Origin of the sequence: Rhodococcus sp. H36-A4 (assembly GCF_027158005.1) — a bacterium.
GTDB lineage: Bacteria > Actinomycetota > Actinomycetes > Mycobacteriales > Mycobacteriaceae > Rhodococcoides.
In genome coordinates, this window is sequence record NZ_JAPVLQ010000001.1 from 974,279 (window position 1) to 994,825 (window position 20,547).

A 20,547-nucleotide genomic window follows, 5' to 3' on the forward strand; every position below is an offset into this window, starting at 1 on the left:
ACCGACATGGCTTCACGCCTGCGGAAATGGGTAGTCGAGGAGTCCACTGACCTGCCGCTGCCCGGCGCAGGTAACACTGATGCACGGTGGCAAGCCCTGGCAATGCTGAGCAGGGAGAACACCGTGCTCGGACGCCTCGCCGAGGGGCACGCAGATGCCGTCGCCATCCTCGCCGAACTCGACGGCCCGAAGCCCCGGCGCGGGCAGATCTGGGGCGTCTGGGCAGCCGAGCCGCCCACCCCGGTACTCCAGGCCGTTCATGGCCAGGGTGGTTGGAAGCTCACCGGGGTGAAACCGTGGTGCTCGGGTGCCCACATCTGTACCGATGCCCTCGTGACGGCGAAGGTCGGTGACCGGTCACAGATGTTCGCAGTCGATCTGACGCAGAGTTGGTGCTCACCGATCCCACATACGTGGCATGCAGTCGGAATGGCAGGAAGCGACTCGGGTTCCGTGCGGTTCGATGGTGCTTCGGCGAAACCTGTGGGTGAACCCGGCGCCTACATCGAACGTCCAGGTTTCTGGCACGGTGCCATCGGCGTCGCGTCGTGCTGGTTCGGTAGTGCATGTGCGGTGGCCGACACCCTGCATGCGGCGGCTCGCTCCGGCGGTGATGCTCACAAGAACGCGCATCTGGGCGCGGTCGCGGCCGCACTGGGTGCCGCTTCGAGCGCGTTGACGACCGCTGCTGCCGAAATAGATTCCGATCCAATGGATTCCGATGGGCAGGGCCGAATTCGTGCCCGGGTAGTACGGGCCATCGTCGAGAGCGCTGCCACCGAAGCCATCGATCGCGTCGGCCGAGCACTGGGCGCAGGCCCCCTGTGCGCCGACGCGGCACACGCCCAGCGGGTCGCGGATCTGAGCGTGTATCTGCGGCAGAGCCACGCCGAGCGCGATCTGGCAGCATTGGGTGAAGACATTGCTAAGGAGGACTATCCGTGGTGAGCGGCCGAGACGACATCACCCACTCGTTCGACACAGACTCGGATTCGGGAACTCCGGAGTCGGAGTGGCGGGCATGGGATCGCAGCTTTCCCTCACTCGATCTCACTCGGTGCAAAAAGTTGATCGTCGTCGCACCGCACCCCGATGACGAGGTGCTCGGTGTCGGCGGGCTGATGTTCATCGCTGCCGCCGCCGGAATCGAAGTGTCCGTAGTTGCGGTCACCGATGGTGGCGCCTCACATCCCGGTTCGCCGACGCTCTCGCCCGCCGACCTCGTGTGCGAGCGTCCCCGCGAGTCGGAGCGAGCCGTGGCACGACTGGGGGTGCGCACCGCTCCGACGCGTCTGGGGTTCGAGGACGGCGCTGTTGCCGAGCACGAGGACGAACTCGCGCACGTATTGACCGATTCGATGCACGGCGGCCCAGGAACGTGGTGCCTGACGGCATGGCGCGGAGACGGACATCCCGACCACGAGGCCACCGCCCGCGCCTGCATCACTGCCGCGTCGCGCACCGGTATCGCGATCCTCGAGTACCCGATCTGGATGTGGCACTGGGCCTACCCTGATCATCCCGACATTCCGTGGAGTCGGGCCTTCGAGGTCGATCTCGATGCCAACGCGCGAAAAGCCAAAGAGGCTGCGGTACAGGAGTTTCAGACGCAAATTGCACCACTGTCGGAGCACCCGGCCGACCGGGCGGTGCTACCTCCCTTTGCACTGGAACGCCTGCTTCGACCCTGTGAGGTGATCTTCGGATGACACTGAACGGGGACTACTTCGATGCCGTCTACGCCGAGGGCACGGACCCATTCAGGTTGCGCGCCAACTGGTACGAGGAGCGAAAGTACTCGATCACTGTCGCCTCCCTTCCCCGGCAGCGCTACCGTCGCGCCCTCGAACCTGGTTGCTCGGTCGGAGTTCTGACCGAGAAGTTGAGCGCGCGGTGCGAGGCGCTGATCTCGACCGACATCGTCGATTCCGTGCTGGATACCGCCCGCGCCGCCGTCGATGATGAGACAGTGAACTTCGTGAAGTGGTCATTGACCGACGACTGGAGTGCTGTGGCCGGTGAGGAGCCGTTCGACTTGATCGTGCTCAGCGAGGTGGGGTACTACCTCGACGAGCCCGACCTTCGTCTGGCCGTCGATGCTGCCACGACGCATCTCGAACCGGGCGGCACACTTCTCGCAGTGCACTGGCGTCATCACGTGACGGACTACCCTCTGACTGGAGATCGCGTTCACGCGGTGATCGGCGAGAACGCCGAACTCGAACGGCTAGGGGGATACATGGACGAGGACTTCGTGTTGGACGTCTTCACCCACTCACGCGGCGACGCTCAGCAGTCAGTCGCGCGACGTGAGGGCTTGGTATGAACGGAGACACCTCGACCAGGAGTTTCGACGGCGGGGGCCTCGAATCAATTCTCGGACCGGGCAGCCTTCACATCGATTTCGTCCCACTCGTCGACCTGCTGACTTCCGAGGTCATCGGACACGAAGCCATCGTCGGTGGCCCCGAAGGCTCGGCATTCGGTGATCCGGCCGCACTCGCCTCGGCCGCCCGCGCGATGAACATGACGGTCGATCTCGACCTGGTTCGATGGGAAGGCGCCGTCGGTCGTATCGCAGACTCCGATGCGTTGAAAGCCGTTCCGTTGTTCATCGCCATCGACCCCGACTCGCTTCCACATCTCCCCGACCGTGCCCAGACAGGTTCAGGCACCGCAGTCCTGCAATTGGACGAAACCTCACTCATCCGCCGGCCTGCACAGCTCCTACGCGCCGTCGCTGACGTTCGACGCCTCGGCTGGGCAATCGCCGTCGATCACGTCGGCGTCCGGCCGGAGTCCCTGGCCCTGCTGCCCCTGCTCGAACCCGACGTAGTCAAGTTGGACCGCTCCCTGATCACCCGGAAACCAAGTCTGTTCACCGCCCGCGTCGTCAATGCCGTCGCCGCATACACCGAACGAACCGGTGCCATCGTCATGGCCGAGGGCATCGACACCGAGGAAGCTGTGCACATCGCGCTCGCACTGGGTGCACGCGTCGGGCAGGGCCGTTACTTCACCGAACAGAACCGGTCGCCGGTAGAGCCGTCGGAAAAGCTGTCTCCGTTGAACTTTCGCACCTCACCGGAACGTGGATCGATGCCACGATCCTCGCCGTACCAACTTGCCGCAGCGGGTCGAGACAGCAAGCCATCGACCAAACGACTGCTCGTCGAGATGAGCAAGGGGCTCGAATCCATTGCTAGCCAATCCCTGCAGACCGCGGTAATCCTCGGTTCGTTCGAGAAGCGTGAACACTTCACCGCGCTCACCGCACGTCGGTGGGAGGTCATGGCAACTCAGGCAGCACTGGTCGGCGCACTCGCCCTCGGCATCGGCCCTGAACCGGCACCGAAGGTACGCGGAGCCGATCTGGAGCTAGGCGATCCGGTGTGCGACGAGTGGGTCGTAGTGGTTCTGTCACCGCATTTCTCGGCGGTTCTAGCCGCAAAAGATTTCGGCGACACCGGCGCGGACATGGAACGCAGGTTTTCCTACGTACTCAGTCACGACCCGCAACTGACCGTCGACTGTGCGCGCAGCCTGCTTTCACGCCTACCCGTGGAACGAACCGGGCTCTAGCAACTAGGCCTTGGCGTTCGTCTCGGCATCGGCCACCACACGGTCGGCGATATCGGCGAGCTTCGTGTTCGTCTCCTGCGACAGTTTCGACAACAACGCGAACGCCTCTTGCGCGCTGAGCTTGTACCGCTCCATGAGCATGCCTTTGGCCTGCCCGATGATGTCACGGCTGGTCAAGGCCGCCCGAATCTGCTGTTCCTCACGTGCACTGGAAAATGCTATTGCGGCGTGCGCGGCGAACAGAGAGCCGATCGACTCCGCGTCCACACCGAACGCATGCACCCGCGAGGAGTGGAGGTTCAGTGCGCCGAAGTTGTACCCCTCCACATAAAGCTGAAAACAGATCATGGATTTGACACCGAGCGCGGAAGCCGCGTCGGCGAAACGCGGCCATCGGCCGTCGGCATCCATATCGTCGATCCGAATCGTGCGCTGTTCGATGGCCGACTCCAGGCAGGGACCTTCGCCCAACTGTTCCTGAAGGGAATCACACGCGGCCGCGACTTCGCCGGACAACGCAGCGCTGTAAACGAACTTGCCCTGCAGCACCGTGGTGATGCTGGCATATTCGGCAGCGGGCACGTTCACGACCGCGGACTCGGTGATCGCAGCGAGAACCTTGTCCGGATCATGGTGCTGAAGACGCAAATCCCGCGCGACTGCGGCCAGTCGTCGACTCAGATCCAAGTCGAATGGCATCCGCGTCGGCAACTCTGTACCGAGAACCTGATCACTGATGGGAATCACCTCCGCGAACACCGATCGACTTTCGACCGGCCAAAAATGGAAGCTTAGCGCCCAGCACAGCACGTGTTACCAGCGATGAACTGATCGGCGAACCGTAAAGGCAGCCCGAGCGGTCCCATAACCCGCACTCATTCGATGCGGTTGCCTTGCTCGTCCCAATGTTCGGCAACTTTCTTCGACGGCTGCACCCGTGGTGGTTCACCGGGCATCTTGGGGTAGTCGGGCGGAAAATTGAGCTCACCACCCGGCAGGGTCTCCCACAGCTCCAGAAGAGGCTCGAGCGAGTACGCCTCGGAATCCATGTCCTCCCACGGGTCACCGTCCTCCAGGTGTCCGAGGACGGTCGTGATGTTGTAATCACGAGGATCGGTGACGGCAGCCAGCTGCGACCACGTCAAAGGCGTACTCACCGGCGCTCCCGGCCGAGCCCGAGGACTCCACGCGCTCGCGATGGTTCGGTCTCGATTGTTCTGGTTGTAGTCGAGAAAGATTCGTTCGCCGCGTTCCTCTTTCCACCACTTGGTCGTCACACCCTCGTCACGCCGTTCCAGTTCGCGGCCGAGACCGATAGCTGCATGCCGTACCTGCTCGAACGTGTACTCCGGTCGAATGCGGACGTAGATATGGATCCCCCGGCTACCACTCGTCTTGGGGTACCCACGAAGGCCGAGCTCGGCCAACAACTCGCGGGTCACCTCCGCCACCCGCTGCGCATCGGCGAAGGTCGTACCAGGCTGCAGATCCAAGTCGAGCCGAAGCTCGTCGGGGTGGTCCAGGTCCGACTTTCGCACCGGCCAAGGATGGAATGTCAGCGTGCCCATCTGCGCGGCCCACACCAGCGCAGCAGATTCACTCGGACACAATTCGTCTGCCATACGGCCACTCGGGAACGTGACCTTCACTGTCTCGATCCATTCGGGCGCGCCTTTGGGCAGCCGCTTCTGATAGAAACCGTCACCCTCCTTGTCCTGCGGCCCGAGCGCAAGCCTCATGCCATCACGAAAGCCGTCGGGCCACCGTTCCATGGCAATCGGTCGTGCGCCTACAGCCCGTAGAAGTGGCTCACCGACCGCTGCGAAGTACTCGCAGACAGCCAATTTGGTGATCGCCGGAGTCCGGTCGGTTGCCTCGTAGATGACGCGGTCAGGGCTCGACACGCGCACTTCACGCCCACCAGCATCGACGAACGCCGGCGGCGTCTTCGCAGCCATCTCAGTTACCGCCCGCGATGACATCGGCCACGTCGTAACGCACCGGGACCTCCAACTGCTCGTACGTGCACGACATGGGGTCTCGGTCCGGTCGCCACCGAAGGAATCTCGCCGCATGCCGAAGCCGCTCACCCTCCATCTGGTCATAGGCAACTTCGACGACGCGTTCTATTCGAAGCGGCACCCAGCTGCGATCCTTGTTCGAAGTCCATCTGTTCGCCTGGGCGTCGGAGACCACATCCTCCCCTACGCGCAGAGGCGCAAGCTCGTCGAGCAATTCCACCCGTCGCTTGTCGGTGAACGCCGACGCACCGCCGATCATCCGGAGCTGGTCGCCGTCGTACAGGCCCAGCAGCAGAGACCCAATTCCCTTACCCGACTTGTGAACTCGATATCCGATGAGAGCGCAGTCTGCCGTCCGCGCGTGCTTGACCTTGATCATCTCTCGCTTGTTCGGCAGATACAGGCCGTCGAGCTTCTTGGCGACAACGCCATCGAGGCCTGCACCCTCGAATCTTTCGAACCAATCCTCGGCAGTGGCCGCATCGTCGGTGGCACTGGTGACCTGGCATTGCGTGCCACCCACGACGGACTCGAGAAGCTGGGCTCGACGGCTGCGAAACGGCTCGCCCGTCATATCCGTCGAGCCGAGCGCCAAAAGGTCGAAGCCCACGAACATCGACGGCGTCTTCTCTGCCAGCATCTTCACTCGACTGTCGGCCGGGTGAATCCTCTCCGACAGCGCATCCCAGTCGAGTCGCGTCCGACCGTCGATCTCACGTGGCACCACGATCTCGCCGTCGACGACGATCCGATCGGGCAGTTCACGACGAACTGCGTCGATCAACTCGGGGAAATATCTCGCTAGATTCTTGCCCCCGCGAGAGCCGAGTACGACCTCGTCTCCGTCGCGGAAGACGATGGAGCGGAAGCCGTCCCACTTGGGCTCGTACGACCATTCGGCGTCCCCATCGGCAGGCTGCTTGGGTACTGCCTTGGCCGCCTTGGCGAGCATCGGCTGGAGAGGCCACGCGAGAGGTAGGTCCACCTGGTCGATCTTGCCTCATACCACCGACAACCACGTGGAAAAAGATCGGCAGAGTGTCACTTTGCCGGGTCGTCAGATACTTTTACCGGACCGCGTTCGATGTTCACTCGAAAGAATTCAGGATCTTGGAAGATGACCACCTCATGCCGTCCACTTCGTGGCGCCGTCCGCCGTTTCTTCGCGGTGTCGGCCGCCTTGGCGTGTGCAACGTCGATCGTTGCGAGCTGTAGCTCCGACATCACTCCTCGGGCGATTCCGGCCGCCGACGCCGGTCCGAATCCCACTACAGCAACGACATCGAGGCCTCCTCCCGCTCAGGAAGACATCGACATCGACATCGACGTAGAGATCGGCGAGTGCGTCGAGCTCGGTGGCACATTCGACGATGCCGACATCGACAACGCGACGTGCGGCAGCCCCGCCTCCAACTACAAGGTGATCGCGAAAGCCCCTTCCGGTGACGAGTGCATCAGCGACGCCGACCAGTACTACTACGAAACCTTACGAGGCGTCGAGCAGGGAGCACTGTGCCTGGACGTCGACTGGGTGGTCGGTGGATGCATGGAGGTCTCCGGTGACGACCCGGTGCGAGCCGACTGCACTACGCCCGGCACAGAGACGGTTCGAGTCGTAGAAATCTTGCCCGGCACTACCGAGGTGAACGACTGCTCGGATCCTGCCACCAGTGGCTACGCCTACGACGAGCGCAACTTCATCGTCTGCGTCGAGGATCTGTAGCTCGAATTCGACGTGTCTCGAGCAGCGATCGGTGCCAGACTGCGCACGTGAACGCTGAAGCGTCGGTCCCACTGGCGTCCTCGCGGGGACGTTGGATCGTCGCCGCCACCGTCCTCGGTTCCTCACTGGCGATGCTCGACGGCACCGTCGTCAACGTCGCCCTGCCGGACATCGCTCGGGATCTCGATTCCGGTGTCTCCGGGCTGCAATGGACGATCAGTGGATACACGCTGACTCTCGCGTCGCTCATTCTGTTGGGCGGCGCACTGGGCGATCGGCTCGGACGTCGCAAGGTGTTCATCTGGGGCACCGTCTGGTTCGCGCTCGCGTCGATTCTGTGCGGACTCGCCCCGAACATCGAGGTGCTGATCGCTGCCCGGCTGGTCCAGGGAGTCGGCGCCGCGCTACTGACTCCGGGCAGTCTTGCTCTCATCTCGGCCTCGATTCACCCCGACGACCGCGGCGCCGCAATCGGCCTGTGGTCCGGGCTCGGCGGCGTCGCATCGGCCGTCGGCCCGCTGCTCGGCGGATGGCTCGTCGAAATTGCCGGGTGGCGCTCGGTGTTCATGCTCAACATTCCGCTGGCCATCGTCGTCGTATGGGTCGCGCGCAAGCACGTGCCGGAGAGCAGCGACCCGAATGCACACGGTCGGCTCGACCTCCCCGGCGCCGCAGTCGTCGCGCTGGCGCTCGGCCTACTCACCTTCGGGTTCATCGAATCGTTGTGGGTCTTCGTCGGCCTCGGCGTCGTGGCACTCGCAATCTTCGTCGTCATCGAGCTGCGAACGAAAAACCCACTGGTTCCGCCGTCGCTCTTCGCTTCCAGACTCTTTCTCGCGGCCAACCTCGTCACGTTGGCTGTCTACGCGGCGCTGGGTGGAGTGTTCTTCCTGCTGATACTGCAATTACAACTGGCGTTGAACTACTCGCCTATCGCAGCCGGTGTCGCCACACTGCCGATCACCATTCTCATGCTGACCCTCTCTTCTCGCACCGGCCGCCTGGCCCAGCGCATCGGGCCGCGGATGCCGATGACGATCGGGCCGCTCGTCGCAGCGGTCGGCCTGCTGCTGATGCTGCGCATCGAACCGGGCTCGACCTATCTCCTCCACGTCTTCCCCGCCGTCCTGGTGTTCGGCCTCGGACTGTCGTTGCTCGTCGCACCACTGACCGGCGCTGTACTCGGCGCCGTCTCCTCCGATCGGGCCGGTACCGCCTCCGGCGTCAACAATGCCCTCGCGCGAACCAGCCAACTGTTGGCCGTCGCCGCACTGCCCGGGCTCGCCGGTATCTCGGGCGTGGACTACGACAACCCCGCCGTATTCTCCGCAGGTTTTCACACGGCAATGGGCATCTGCGCTGGACTACTCGTCCTCGGGGCGATCGTCGCGGCGGCGATGATCAGGGGCGAGCGTCGCGCCGATCCCGAATCCGTCGACTGCCTCCCACATTGCGACGTGTCGTCCCCGGCGGTGACTCCGCGACAGCAGGTTTAGGCTTGCCCTTGGATAACAGCCCCCTATCCACGCAAACAGGTCAGGAGTGTCATGTCGACCCCGCAGGATTATTCGGACAAACAGTCACCGGACGTCAAGCCACGTAGCCGAGACGTCACGGACGGTTTGGAGAAGACCGCTGCGCGCGGCATGCTTCGAGCCGTCGGGATGGGTGACAAGGACTGGGGTAAATCTCAGATCGGCGTCGCGTCGTCGTGGAACGAGATCACCCCGTGCAACCTCTCGCTCGAGCGCCTCGCCAAAGCCGTGAAGGTCGGCGTGCACGCCGCCGGCGGTTATCCGCTCGAATTCGGCACCATCTCGGTGTCCGACGGCATCTCCATGGGTCATGAAGGCATGCACTTCTCGCTGGTATCTCGCGAGGTGATCGCCGACAGCGTCGAGACCGTCGTCAGCGCCGAGCGGCTCGACGGATCGGTACTACTCGCCGGTTGCGACAAATCGCTGCCCGGCATGCTGATGGCTGCCGCAAGACTCGACCTTGCCAGCGTCTTCCTCTACGCCGGTTCTACGCTGCCTGGTTTCGCAACGCTGTCCGACGGCAGCGAGCACCAAGTCACCATCATCGACGCGTTCGAAGCCGTCGGTGCCTGCTCACGCGGACTGATGTCGCGCGCCGACGTCGACACCATCGAGCGCGCAATCTGCCCCGGTGAAGGTGCCTGCGGCGGCATGTACACCGCCAACACGATGGCCAGTGCCGCAGAAGCCATGGGCATGTCACTGCCGGGCAGCGCATCCCCGCCCGCGCCGGACCGTCGACGCGACGGATTCGCCCACGCAAGCGGTGAAGCCGTCGTCGAACTCCTTCGCCGCGGAATCACCTCACGCGACATCATGACAAAAGAAGCATTCGAGAACGCGATCGCTGTCGTCATGGCCTTCGGCGGATCGACCAATGCCGTGCTGCACCTACTGGCCATCGCCCACGAAGCAGAAGTCGAACTCACCCTCGACGACTTCGTCCGAGTCGGTGCCAAAGTTCCACACCTCGCCGACGTCAAGCCGTTCGGCAAGCACGTCATGACCGACGTCGACGCCATCGGTGGCGTCCCAGTGGTCATGAAAGCACTGCTCGACGCGGGGCTCATGCACGGCGACTGCCTCACCGTCACCGGAAAGACCGTGGCCGAGAACCTCGCTCACATCGCACCCCCGGACCCCGACGGCAAGGTGTTGCGCGCACTCGACAAGCCCATCCATCCGACCGGCGGCATCACCATCCTCAAGGGCTCCCTCGCTCCCGGGGGTGCCGTCGTCAAATCCGCCGGATTCGATTCCGACGTATTCACCGGCACTGCAAGGGTTTTCGAACGTGAACGCGCCGCAATGGACGCACTCGAAGACGGCACCATCGCCGCAGGTGACGTCGTCGTCATCCGCTACGAAGGACCCAAGGGCGGCCCAGGCATGCGCGAAATGCTCGCCATCACCGGCGCCATCAAGGGCGCAGGCCTCGGTAAAGACGTCCTGCTACTCACCGACGGCCGCTTCTCCGGAGGCACCACAGGCCTCTGCGTCGGTCACGTCGCACCCGAAGCCGTCGACGGTGGCCCAGTGGCCCTCGTACGCGACGGCGACCAGATCCGCCTCGACGTCGGCAAAGGCACACTGGACCTACTCGTCGACGAAGAAGAACTCGAACAGCGTAAGCAGGGTTGGGAGCCACTACCTCCCCGGTACACGCGTGGTGTGCTGGCGAAGTACGCCAAACTTGTCGGCTCGGCATCCCAGGGTGCCGTGCTCATCTAGTTCCTCGCGCCGGCCGGCGGTTGCGTCGGCCGGCGGTTGCTTGAATGGCGGTTACGTCGGCCGGCGGTCGCTTGAATGGCCACCTCAAGCTAACCAATCGTATGAATGTGACATTGAAGCGATGGGGCCGGCTGCGGTCGGCCGGCGGCCAGCGGTCGGCGGTCGGCGGTCGCTCGAACAATGCCCCACTGCGAGCGTGAGAGCCGAGAAACACGAGTGGGCCGTCGCAACAGTCGAAACTGTCGTGACGGCCCACTCGGGCAAGAAGTATGCGTTAAGGAATCGGGCTGAACCCGGTTCCTACTGCGTTCCCTGCGTTGATGTGACGAAGAATCGCATCGATGTTGGTTCCGACCTCGGGTCCGAAGCAGGCGATGCCGAGGTAGGCGTTGACCATGCCGACCAGCGTTGTACCCACGACGACAGGGCTTCCCGAATCACCTTCGACGACGCACAGCTGAGACCAGGTCTCTTGGGACTGCAGAATGTCGCCGTACGCAATACCGCACGTGTTGCCGGTGGTGCGGCCCTCTTTGCACACGATGTTGGGGAATGACGTCGGCGGGCCGACGTTGGTGATGGTGACGTTGCCGATCCGGTTGACCGGGACGACCTTCGCGCGATCGAACTCGATGACCGCGTAGTCGTATTCAGGGTTGGAGAATGCGATGCGTCCTACGACTCCGGCGTCGGTGTTGGCCTCGGCCGCGATTGTTGCACCCGCGCCACCGCAGTGACCAGCGGTGATTCCGACCAGGCGACCTGCTGCGTCGTTACCGATCGTGGTGAGCGTGCACTCGGCACTGTTGCCCACGATGATTCCGGAGCCCCCTCCCAGAACCGCCGGCGCTGCAGCAGATGCGGTCCCTACCCCGACACTGGCTGCAACGGCGGCGGCCGCGACGACAACCAGCATGAACTTCTTCAACAATGTATTCCCTCTCCAGCGGTGTCCGCAGACACTAGCAATAAGTAGCACCGATGGACGAGTGCGCGGGGAAATTTGTTTTCACTCCGTTTCCTTCTGCTCCAGTGCAGCGAGCGTGGATCGTGCTACCTCGAGTTGCCGGCTCAGTTCTGCTACGCGTTGTGCTGCTTCCTCGCGTGCGTGTGAGATGACAGCCTCGACGGCGTCCCGTGCCGAGTCGTCGCCGAGTTCTCGTACGGCACGCGAGACCGACTCCGGCGAAACCGGCTGCGCCTTGCCCGGGCGACGCGCACCGTGCGTGACTGTCACCGACCAATCGTTGTCCGGGCCGGCATGGATGGTGACGCTGACGCTGTCGGGGCCTTTCTTACCCTTGCGCGCTGCAAGCGGCTTCGGAGCCACAGCCGGTCGCGACGGCGCAGGTACCGGCTTGACAGCAGCAGCTTTGACCGGCTTTGGGGGCGCCACAGGTTCGGTCCACTCGGCTATCTCGACCTTTGCCGGTGCCGGCTTGGTGGCCTGGGGTGTGGCCTTGGTGACCTCCGACGCCGGGTTGCGCGTCATTCGCAGTTCCTCGGCCTCGAACGGAAGCTCGTCGTTGACGCCCTTGGGCGAGATGGTGACGGTGTTGCCGTCCACGGACACGACCTTCGCAGAAGTGCCTTCGGGGAGTCCGAGGCTCGGCGTTGCCTCGATCAGGTAAACGGTGGCGCGCCGCCCTCCGGCGACCGCGGCGGCGAGGCTTTCCAGGTTTTCGGGCGTGAGTGCGTCGGTCTTCGGCGATCGTCTACGCGGTGGCATCCAAGCGGCCTCTCTCGAAAGTGTTTGCGAACACTGTCCCACAGACTCAGGCGGGACTGTACCCAGCTAGGAAGTCGTCGACGATTCTTGCGCACTGCACGGGCCCCAGCGGAGTCGGTGTCGCCAGTTCGGTGAACAGGATCGGACCGAGAAGCTGCGCGACCACGAGGTCGGAGTCGACCTGACCGAGCCGCTCTCTGGCTTCCTCGGTATGAAGCACCTGATCGAAGGGCATCCGATACTGCTCCACGATACGAGCGCGCACGCCGGGAGCGTCTGGTGGCATTGCTCGTCGCGCAGGCGACGATGATCGACGACGTCCCGATGCACGCGCAACGAGCCCTCCGTCGGCACTGCGGGAACCGGCCCGAGCAAACCGTTGGTTTCGCTACGATACCGCCAGTCTCGTTCAGCCGGGGAGGAACTTCGTGACTCGTACTCAAATATGGATGCTCACCGTCTCGTGCATGGCCGTGGCGCTGGTGGTCTCGGCCATGGCGGCTCTCAACACCGCGCTGGGGGACATCGCGCGCGACACCGGCGCGACTCAGGCCCAGCTCACCTGGATCGTCGACGGGTACACCCTCACGTTGGCGTGCCTACTCCTCCCGGCCGGAGCCCTCGGCGATCGCTACGGCCGACGTCGCATGCTGGTCCTCGGGCTTCTACTCTTCGGAGCGGCATCCACAATGCCGATCCTCGTCGACAGCCCCGAATGGCTGATCGCTACCCGCGGGGCTGCCGGAGTCGGCGCGGCCTTGGTCATGCCGGCGACGCTAGCGTTGATCACCGCCGAGTTCGACCCACACACGCGCTCCCGCGCTGTCGGGATCTGGGCAGGCGTCGCAGGCTCGGGCGCCGTAGCCGGCCTCCTCACCTCGGGCCTCCTCCTCGAACTATGGTCTTGGCACTCGATCTTTTTTGCTCTCGCCCTCGTATCCGTGGTGGTCACCGTACTGGCATGCACGCTGCGCCCCTCGAGCGCTCCCATGGCCGATCCGTTCGATGTCCCAGGCGCCGTTCTGATCGCGGCTGCGGTGGCACTCTTCGTGTTCGGTGTCATCGAGGGGCCTGCTCGGGGGTGGTTGCACCCGCTCGTTCTCATCGGACTGGTTGCCGGCCTTGCCGCAGCCGGGGCGTTCGCTGTCGTCGAGTCGCGCCGGTTCCACCCACTTCTCGATGTCCGACTGTTCCGGGGCCGAGCCTTCGCCGTGGGATCGGTGTCGTTGCTACTACAGTTCCTCGCGACCTTCGGGCTGTTCTTCCTCATCGTTCAATACCTGCAGCTGGTCCTCGACTATTCGCCTTTACAGTCCGCGGTCGCATTGGCGCCCATCGCAGCACCCGTGCTCGTACTGTCGGTGCTGTCGCCGTGGTTGCTGCGCCTCGTCGGCTTGCGCGTCCTCACCGCAGCCGGCCTGACCGTACTTTCGGCGTCTCTGTTCTTGCTCACGCGCCTCGGTATCGACTCCGACTACATCGACGTCGCGGTGCCGTTGGTCATCTCCGCGATCGGGATCGGCCTCTGCACGGCACCTGCTACCTCGGCAATCGTGTCCAATACTCCCGAGGACAAACAGGGAGTCGCATCCGCGGTCAACGACGCGGCCCGAGAGATCGGAGCAGCAATCGGCGTCGCTCTAGCCGGAAGTGTTCTGGCCGTTGGTTATTCGAGATCGATCGAACCGACAGCGGCCATGGCTCCACCCGAGGCGCAGCAAGCTATCGGAGACTCGTTGGCCTCGTCCCTGGCCGTAGCAGAGATGGCCGGACCCCAAGGTACAAGGCTGGAGACACTTGCTCGGGAAGCGTTCGTATCCGGAATGCACGAGGCGTCGATAGCGCTCGGCGTCGTACTGATCTTCGCCGCAGTCTTGACGGCAGCGTGGGCACCGAGCAGAAAAGCCGAAAGGATTTTAGTGTAACTTAAAGTACAAGTTACTTTGGTTAACACTTAAACGGATGGCCGAAGAACCACCACTACTCGATCGACCATACGTGACGTCCGGGCAGCACACGCGGTACGGGATCGGTATCGGAAACCCACTGATCTACCAGAGCTTCCGCGTAGCCTGACATGCGTGCCTGCGTTAGGCACGGAACAGGAGCATGTCGGTGTACCACGTCGATTCGCGTTTACAGAAGACCAACGATGGCCAGCAGGTTTATCTTCTGGACGCTGCCTCGACACTCGAGGTTCAGGCTTTGAACCAGTGGATCGACGCGACGACTGCAGAAGGCACCCAACGTCCCCCGTCGGTCGTTCTGTCCGGTGAAGCATCGCACCAAGTCGCCGACACGGTTCGCGGCATCGCCGAAGACCCGCTTCTCGTGCCACTGAGAGTGACGCTGACAGAGAAGAAGCGCGGCAGCATCCTCTACCGGATATTTAAACCGCGCGGCAATTCGATGCCCACCAAGGCATGGGATCGCTGGGTTGCGGGCGAAGACCCGGATCATTCGGCAGTCCTGGTCGGCGAGCCGGCGACGCTCAGCGATCTGCAGTCGAGGTTCGATCGGGTGGGTGGAACTTCGCTCTCATCCTTCATTCATAGACAGGCCAGCCTCGCGCTCGATCGCGCCGAGCGTGGCGTCATCGGTTCCGAGTACAAGATCCCGCGTTTCGTCGTCGAGGACATGACGGAGCAGAAGAAGTTCCATGACGGGATGCAAGAACTCGCCACCAAGGTCGGTGAGAACATCGCCGACGTCGAACGTCGCGTGCACAAGATTTTGGACGAGATGGTCGCCACCGAGACTCGACGGGCGGTGGAAATGTGGGGAACGCTCGGCGCGTATTTCTCGCGTGCATACCGCGTCGACGTCGACCGGACTGGGTTGCAGAAGGTTCGCGAACTCAACAAAAGCTATCCGCTGGTCTTCCTCCCGAACCACCGTTCCTATCTCGACCCCCTGGTCCTTCGACCAGCGCTGCTCGCGGAAGGGCTCCCACTCAACCATGTGATGGGCGGAATCAACGTCGGATTCTGGCCGCTGGGCCCGATAGCCAAACGCAGTGGCGTTGTACTCATCCAACGCAAGTTCTCCGACGAGATCTACAAGTGGACGCTGCGTCAGTACATGAGTTTTCTGCTGAGCAAACGCTTCAACCTCGAGTGGTACATCGAGGGTGGACGCAGCCGAACGGGCAAACTACGGCCACCGCGGTTCGGCTTGCTCACCTACCTCGTCGATGCACTCGAGAACAGCGACGCCGAGGATGTATATCTGGTCCCGACCTCTATCACCTACGACCGCTTGCACGAGGTCGGTGCCATGGCCGCGGAGTCGCATGGCGCGAAGAAGCAGGCAGAAGGCATTCGAATGGCGCTCGGATACGTTCGCGCGCAGGGCAAACTACGCGGAAACGTATACCTGACGTTCGGCGAGCCGATCTCTGTCCGATCCATCGTCGATGCAAGCGAGGACAAGCGCGTTGCGGTCCAGCGGATCGCCATCAACGTCGCGCACGCCATCAACAATTCGACACCGGTCACCCCGGCGGCACTGGTGACGATGGCATTGCTCGGCATCGAAGACCGGGCATTGAACGTCCACGAGATGTGGGCCATCATCGCCCCACTCGCTTCGTACATCCGCCGGCGCGGGTTGCCCACGGCAGGTGGTGTCGATATCAGCGAGGTCGACGTGGTGCGCGCGGCCGTCGTCGCGCAGGTGGCGGCGGGTGTTGTCAAGAGATTCGACGACGGCCCCGAGCCGGTGTTCTACCTTGCTCAGGACAAACATCTGGTCGCAGCATTCTTCCGCAACAACGCAATTCACTACTTCGTCATGCGTGCGATCGGCGAACTGGTCACCTTGCCGGATCAGGGTCAGACAACGGCATCGACGCCGGAGTCGATGTGGGCGTCCGCACTCGCACTGCGTGACCTGCTGAAATTCGAATTCTTCTTCGGTGACAAAAAGGAGTTCGGTGAACGACTCGAGACCGAAGTCGAACTCATCGATCCGAACTGGCGAGCCAACCTGTCCGACCCCGATTACGCAGTGCAACAACTTCAATCACAGGACTTGCACCTCGCACACCGCGTTCTGCAGCCGATCATGGAGGCATATCAGGTCGTTGCCGATCAGTTGATGCTGCTGCCGGTGGATGCGGAGTTCGACAAGCCTGTCTTCATCGCCCAATGCTTGGGTGCCGCTCAGACCCGTCGCCTGCGACAGCAGCTCGACCACAGCGAGTCCATTTCAGGCGAATTGTTCGACACCGCTCTGCAATTGGCCGAGAACCGCAACCTCATCGATCCCGCCGGCGAAAATGTTGCCCAGTGCCGACGCGACTTCGCCCGGGAGATCAACGAATGGGCACGTAAAGCCAGATTGATTCGCGACATGGCTCGTCGTCAGCTGAACGAGGTCGATCCGATCAACTCACCGGACGGCTCGCCTTGCAGTGACACAACGAACAGCGACGAGCCGGGAGAGGAGGGCTGATGACTCAGCTGGCCGATCAGTTGACTGCTATCGCCGAGGCGCCCGCGGGACCGGGCACTGCAGCATTCTTCGATCTCGACGGCACCTTGATCAACGGCTTCTCTGCGAAAGCAGTGTTCCTGGAACGACTGAAGACGCTCGATGTGACGGTGCGCGAACTGTGGGAAATCTCGAGTGCAGTCGTCGAGATGCGAATGCGGAACTCCCCCGTCGACAATTTGATGGGCAAGGCTGTCAAGGGCCTGGAAGGTCGCCGCGAAGAAGACCTGATGACGCAGGCATACACGTTGTTCCGCAACGAGATTGCACCGATGATCTACCCGCAGGCTCGCATTCTCGTCGAAGCGCACCGGCATGCGGGCCATCGCTTGATCATTGCCACGTCGGCAACTCCGTACCAGGCGATTCCGGTACGCGAAGACATGATGTTCGACGAGTTGTTGTGCGTGACCGACGGGTTTCTGACTGGTGAACTGGTCGGAAATTCGTTGTGGGGACCGAGAAAAGCCCAGGCTGTCACCGACTACGCCGAGCGCGAGAAACTCGATCTCGCAGAATGCTTCGTCTACTCGAACGGCGGCGAGGACGTCCCGATGCTGCTCGAAGCCGGACGGCCGGTCGCGTTGAATCCTGACGCCGAGCTCGACCGTTATGCAAAGAAGGCAGGGTGGCCGATATTGCGCCTCGAAAGCCCTAGACGTGGAACCGATCTCACTTCGGCAGTTCGCAGCACCGCTGCGATGGGGGCAGTGATCGCCAGCGCCGGCATCGGCATCGGGCTCGGCATCCTCACGCGCAGTCGGCGGACCGGCGCCAACATCACCTCCACCGTCGCACCGGACATCGCCTTGACGCTCGCCGGCATCAAGCTCGACGTCACCGGCACCGAGAATGCCTGGTCCGCGCGGCCAGCAGTGTTCATGTTCAATCATCAAAGCGCGGCCGATTCACTGATCGTCACCTCGATTCTTCGCCGGGACATCACCGCTGTCGCCAAGCGTGAACTCGAGCGCGATCCTAGGTTTGCCCTGCTCGGAATGATTTTCGACGTCGCCTACATCGATCGAGGCGATCCGGCCAAGGCGCGTGAAGCGCTGCTCCCCGCCATCGAGAAATTGCATTCGGGTATCTCGGTCGCGATCGCACCCGAAGGCACTCGAATGCCCACCTCCAGATTGGGACGCTTCAAGAAGGGCGGCTTTCATCTGGCGATGCAGGCCAAGGTCCCCATCGTTCCCATCGTCATCCACAATGCCGGCGACGTGATGTGGAAGAAGGACTTCACGGCGCATTCCGGTACCGTCAAGGTGACCGTCGGCGAACCGATTCCGACCACAGATTGGGAACCGGACAAGCTCGACTCCTACATCGAGGACGTCCGATCGTATTTCGACAGAACGCTGGGATATGACTGACAATCAGATCAGTTCGGTTGTGCAGACCGAGATCGAGAACACACTTCTCGGTGGCGAACGCAGGTACACGCGGGCCGATATCGCCGAAAAGTCCGGCCTTCCGCTCGAACGGGTGGTGCAGCTGTGGATCGCGATGGGTTTTCCGGTCCACACCGACCCCTCCGCGGTCGTGTACACCGATGCCGATCTCGATGCGCTGCGACTGATCACGAGCCTCACCGAACAGAAAGTGATCAAGCCGGAGATGGAGGTCGCCATCGCGCGTACTCTCGGGCAGTCGATGTCCCGGCTCGCCGAATGGCAGGTGGCCGTGGTCAATTCCCACATTCTGGATCGAATCACCTCTCATACCGCCAGTGAGGACCCGGCCGATCTCGACGCGATTCGACGTGACGCGAGATCCATTGCAGCGCAAACAGTTCCCACTCTCGAAGCCCTGCAGTCCTACACCTGGCGTCGACATCTGGCTGCCACCGCAGGCCGGTCCATCGCCGGCCCGACCGAAGAAACCACCAGCCGCACCCTCGCCGTCGGATTCGCGGACATGGTCGGCTACACCAGCCTGACCCGACGCCTCGGTATCGAGGAACTGACGACTCTGCTCGAGGAGTTCGAGTCGATCGCCACGAACATCATTGCCCGTGGCCGCGGGTCCGTCATCAAGAATGTCGGCGACGAGGTCATGTTCAGTGCGCAGACCGCCGAAGATGCGGCTCACATCGCTCTCGATCTCCAGTATGCGTTCGAGGCACACGGGGACATACCCGAACTCCGTATCGGTTTGGCATGGGGATCCGTGCTCGCCCGGTACGGCGACCTGTACGGCTCGGTCGTCAACATAGCTGCCAGACTTACCAGTTCGGCACATCCGGGAACCATTCTGGTGGACACCGCGATGACCGAGATGCTCGACGGCGACTCGGAGTTCCGCCTCAAAGCCATCAGATCCCTGCGGGTGCGTGGTTTCCACAAACTCAAGCCGCATGCACTGCGCAGAAGCGCGGACGATCGACCGAAGGAACGGTAGCCGTCCGCGGACCGATACCCTGGGGTCTGTCCGCACCACTCGCCAGTAAGCAAGAGGAACAAAGATGATCGGCGCCGTCAGCGGCCTGTTGTATGCGATGTCACTGGTCGTCGGCGTATGGGTTCTCGTCAAACTTTTCTCGAACAGCCCGGTGCTGTTGAAGAACCGCGCGGATCGTGCCCTCTTCTGGACCATCTCAGCAACCGAGGTAGTGGTTCTCGCGCAGGCCATCATCGGATTTGTCGCGATGTTCACCAGTGATCGCGAGATTCATCGGCTCACCTTCGGCGCCTACCTGATCGGCTTGCTGTTGTTGCTTCCGGTCGGCACGTGGTGGTCGCTCGGTGATCGCTCTCGCGGCGGCACAGCGGTTCTGCTGGTCGCCGTCCTCACCCTCGCAGCCATGGTGCTGCGCCTGAGCCAGATATGGGCCGGATATGCCTGATAGCTCCCAAGACGACAGCCTGAAGAAAGCGACCCGTACCGGTTTCGGCCGCTTCCTGATCGCGGTCTACGCAGTCTTCGCGGTCGCGGCGACATCGAGATCTCTGGTCCAGCTGACGACGCGCTTCGACGAAGCTCCGTTCGCGTACATCTTGTCGGCGGTGGCAGCGGTGGTCTACATCATCGCCACCGTCGGCCTCGCACGAGCAACCGAGGCCTCGCGGCGCGTGGTGATGGTCTCCTGCATCATCGAACTGGTCGGAGTGCTGGCCGTGGGCGCTCTCAGCTACCTTCAGCCAGACGATTTCCCCGACGCGACCGTGTGGTCACACTTCGGACAGGGATATGTGTTCATCCCGGTGATTCTCCCGATAGCCGGGCTGTGGTGGCTGCGTCGCACCCGCAACGCTGGGGTCTAGGCGGGTAGAGCGGCGAGGTTCGCCACCGACTTGGTGACATCGGAACCAAGAGCCCGCGCGACGACGCTGCCGACCGGGCCGAAGAGGACTCCCCCACCGAAGTAGGCGTCGAGCGTCAGTTTCGATCCGCTCCGATGCTCGCTGACGTGAATGGTCAACGAGATCTTGATGCCACCTTTACCTGTTCCCGACATTTCGATCAGCTTGGGTTCATCGAACTCGGTGAACGTCCATTGGATCGTGTTCTTGAAGCCTTTGACCTTGACGAGGGACTCCACTTCGGTGCCTTTGCTCAGCACCTTGGGGGGCGGGGAGCACCAGCCACCATGGATTGTCATCCACTCGTCGAACCTGTCGAGCGCCGACGCTTTGTCCCATGCGCCCTGCGGATCCTCGGGCATCTCTACCGAGACGCTGATCGTTGCCATGCTTCGAGCTTTGCACAAGTGTCTCGCGGCCCCGC

At 62.8% G+C, this 20,547-nt stretch carries 20 protein-coding genes; 13 read left to right on the top strand and 7 right to left on the bottom strand.

Annotated elements, in window-relative coordinates; all coding sequences use genetic code 11:
- Positions 1–6 precede the first annotated feature (6 nt).
- The 4 genes from O1W68_RS04455 to O1W68_RS04470 are packed head-to-tail and all read left to right on the top strand — an operon-like array spanning position 7 to position 3,582.
- Positions 7–948, top strand: coding sequence for an acyl-CoA dehydrogenase (locus O1W68_RS04455; protein WP_269301652.1), 942 nt, complete (start codon positions 7–9; stop codon positions 946–948).
- Positions 945–1,709, top strand: a complete 765-nt coding sequence (locus O1W68_RS04460; protein ID WP_269301653.1) for a PIG-L deacetylase family protein — start codon at positions 945–947, stop codon at positions 1,707–1,709. Before O1W68_RS04455 ends, O1W68_RS04460 begins: the two co-directional genes overlap by 4 nt.
- Positions 1,706–2,326, top strand: coding sequence for an SAM-dependent methyltransferase (locus O1W68_RS04465; RefSeq protein WP_269301654.1), 621 nt, complete (start codon positions 1,706–1,708; stop codon positions 2,324–2,326). The genes O1W68_RS04460 and O1W68_RS04465 overlap by 4 nt, the downstream gene beginning before the upstream one ends.
- A complete protein-coding gene (locus tag O1W68_RS04470) occupies positions 2,323–3,582 on the top strand; it encodes an EAL domain-containing protein (RefSeq protein ID WP_269301655.1) in 1,260 nt (419 codons plus the stop codon). The genes O1W68_RS04465 and O1W68_RS04470 overlap by 4 nt, the downstream gene beginning before the upstream one ends.
- 3 nt (positions 3,583–3,585) lie before the next feature.
- On the opposite strand, the gene O1W68_RS04475 is transcribed toward O1W68_RS04470, so the two are convergent.
- The 3 genes from O1W68_RS04475 to O1W68_RS04485 all read right to left on the bottom strand — a co-directional run bounded on the left by O1W68_RS04475 (position 3,586) and on the right by O1W68_RS04485 (position 6,588).
- Entirely contained in the window at positions 3,586–4,281 is a 696-nt protein-coding gene (locus O1W68_RS04475; RefSeq protein ID WP_269301794.1) for a GAF and ANTAR domain-containing protein, read from the bottom strand.
- A 176-nt stretch (positions 4,282–4,457) separates the two neighbouring features.
- A complete protein-coding gene (locus O1W68_RS04480; RefSeq protein WP_269301656.1) occupies positions 4,458–5,540 on the bottom strand; it encodes a DNA polymerase domain-containing protein in 1,083 nt (360 codons plus the stop codon).
- Position 5,541: 1 nt separating this feature from the next.
- On the bottom strand, positions 5,542–6,588 hold the full coding sequence (locus O1W68_RS04485; protein ID WP_269301657.1) for an ATP-dependent DNA ligase: 1,047 nt from the start codon (positions 6,586–6,588) through the stop codon (positions 5,542–5,544).
- Positions 6,589–6,720: 132 nt separating this feature from the next.
- Here O1W68_RS04485 and lppU point away from each other — a divergent pair, with 132 nt between their 5' ends.
- Genes lppU through ilvD form a run of 3 tightly spaced genes read left to right on the top strand, consistent with a single transcriptional unit; the run spans position 6,721 to position 10,595 of the window.
- Complete coding sequence (gene lppU / locus O1W68_RS04490; protein WP_269301658.1) at positions 6,721–7,326, top strand: LppU family putative lipoprotein; 606 nt, start codon at positions 6,721–6,723, stop codon at positions 7,324–7,326.
- Positions 7,327–7,373: 47 nt separating this feature from the next.
- Positions 7,374–8,822 carry an MFS transporter gene (locus O1W68_RS04495; RefSeq protein ID WP_269301659.1) on the top strand — a complete coding sequence of 483 codons (1,449 nt, stop codon included), beginning with the start codon at positions 7,374–7,376 and terminating at the stop codon, positions 8,820–8,822.
- A 51-nt stretch (positions 8,823–8,873) separates the two neighbouring features.
- Complete coding sequence (gene ilvD / locus O1W68_RS04500) at positions 8,874–10,595, top strand: dihydroxy-acid dehydratase (protein WP_269301660.1); 1,722 nt, start codon at positions 8,874–8,876, stop codon at positions 10,593–10,595.
- 274 nt (positions 10,596–10,869) lie between these two features.
- Here ilvD and O1W68_RS04505 read toward each other — a convergent pair whose 3' ends face one another.
- The 3 genes from O1W68_RS04505 to O1W68_RS04515 all read right to left on the bottom strand — a co-directional run bounded on the left by O1W68_RS04505 (position 10,870) and on the right by O1W68_RS04515 (position 12,589).
- Positions 10,870–11,526, bottom strand: a complete 657-nt coding sequence (locus tag O1W68_RS04505) for a serine protease (RefSeq protein ID WP_269301661.1) — start codon at positions 11,524–11,526, stop codon at positions 10,870–10,872.
- Positions 11,527–11,604: 78 nt separating this feature from the next.
- The gene (locus tag O1W68_RS04510) at positions 11,605–12,324 is read right to left on the bottom strand and encodes a DUF6319 family protein (protein ID WP_269301662.1); all 720 of its coding nucleotides are present in this window, start codon (positions 12,322–12,324) and stop codon (positions 11,605–11,607) included.
- A 46-nt stretch (positions 12,325–12,370) separates the two neighbouring features.
- Positions 12,371–12,589: a hypothetical protein gene (locus tag O1W68_RS04515; RefSeq protein ID WP_269301663.1), complete on the bottom strand. Its 219-nt coding sequence runs from the start codon at positions 12,587–12,589 to the stop codon at positions 12,371–12,373.
- Between the two features lie 184 nt (positions 12,590–12,773).
- On the opposite strand from O1W68_RS04515, the gene O1W68_RS04520 reads away from it, so the two are divergent.
- The 6 genes from O1W68_RS04520 (at position 12,774) to O1W68_RS04545 (ending at position 20,084) form a co-directional block, all read left to right on the top strand.
- The gene (locus tag O1W68_RS04520) at positions 12,774–14,249 is read left to right on the top strand and encodes an MFS transporter (protein ID WP_269301795.1); all 1,476 of its coding nucleotides are present in this window, start codon (positions 12,774–12,776) and stop codon (positions 14,247–14,249) included.
- 184 nt (positions 14,250–14,433) lie between these two features.
- Positions 14,434–16,779 (top strand): glycerol-3-phosphate 1-O-acyltransferase, encoded by a 2,346-nt coding sequence (locus tag O1W68_RS04525; protein WP_269301664.1) that lies wholly within the window; start codon positions 14,434–14,436, stop codon positions 16,777–16,779.
- Positions 16,779–18,194 carry an HAD-IB family hydrolase gene (locus O1W68_RS04530; RefSeq protein ID WP_269301665.1) on the top strand — a complete coding sequence of 472 codons (1,416 nt, stop codon included), beginning with the start codon at positions 16,779–16,781 and terminating at the stop codon, positions 18,192–18,194. Before O1W68_RS04525 ends, O1W68_RS04530 begins: the two co-directional genes overlap by 1 nt.
- Positions 18,187–19,221 (top strand): adenylate/guanylate cyclase domain-containing protein, encoded by a 1,035-nt coding sequence (locus tag O1W68_RS04535; protein WP_269301666.1) that lies wholly within the window; start codon positions 18,187–18,189, stop codon positions 19,219–19,221. The genes O1W68_RS04530 and O1W68_RS04535 overlap by 8 nt, the downstream gene beginning before the upstream one ends.
- A 64-nt stretch (positions 19,222–19,285) precedes the next feature.
- Entirely contained in the window at positions 19,286–19,666 is a 381-nt protein-coding gene (locus tag O1W68_RS04540) for a hypothetical protein (RefSeq protein WP_269301667.1), read from the top strand.
- Complete coding sequence (locus O1W68_RS04545) at positions 19,659–20,084, top strand: hypothetical protein (protein WP_269301668.1); 426 nt, start codon at positions 19,659–19,661, stop codon at positions 20,082–20,084. The genes O1W68_RS04540 and O1W68_RS04545 overlap by 8 nt, the downstream gene beginning before the upstream one ends.
- On the opposite strand, the gene O1W68_RS04550 is transcribed toward O1W68_RS04545, so the two are convergent.
- Positions 20,081–20,512, bottom strand: a complete 432-nt coding sequence (locus O1W68_RS04550; RefSeq protein WP_269301669.1) for a type II toxin-antitoxin system Rv0910 family toxin — start codon at positions 20,510–20,512, stop codon at positions 20,081–20,083. The genes O1W68_RS04545 and O1W68_RS04550 overlap by 4 nt on opposite strands.
- Between the last annotated feature and the right edge of the window lie 35 nt (positions 20,513–20,547).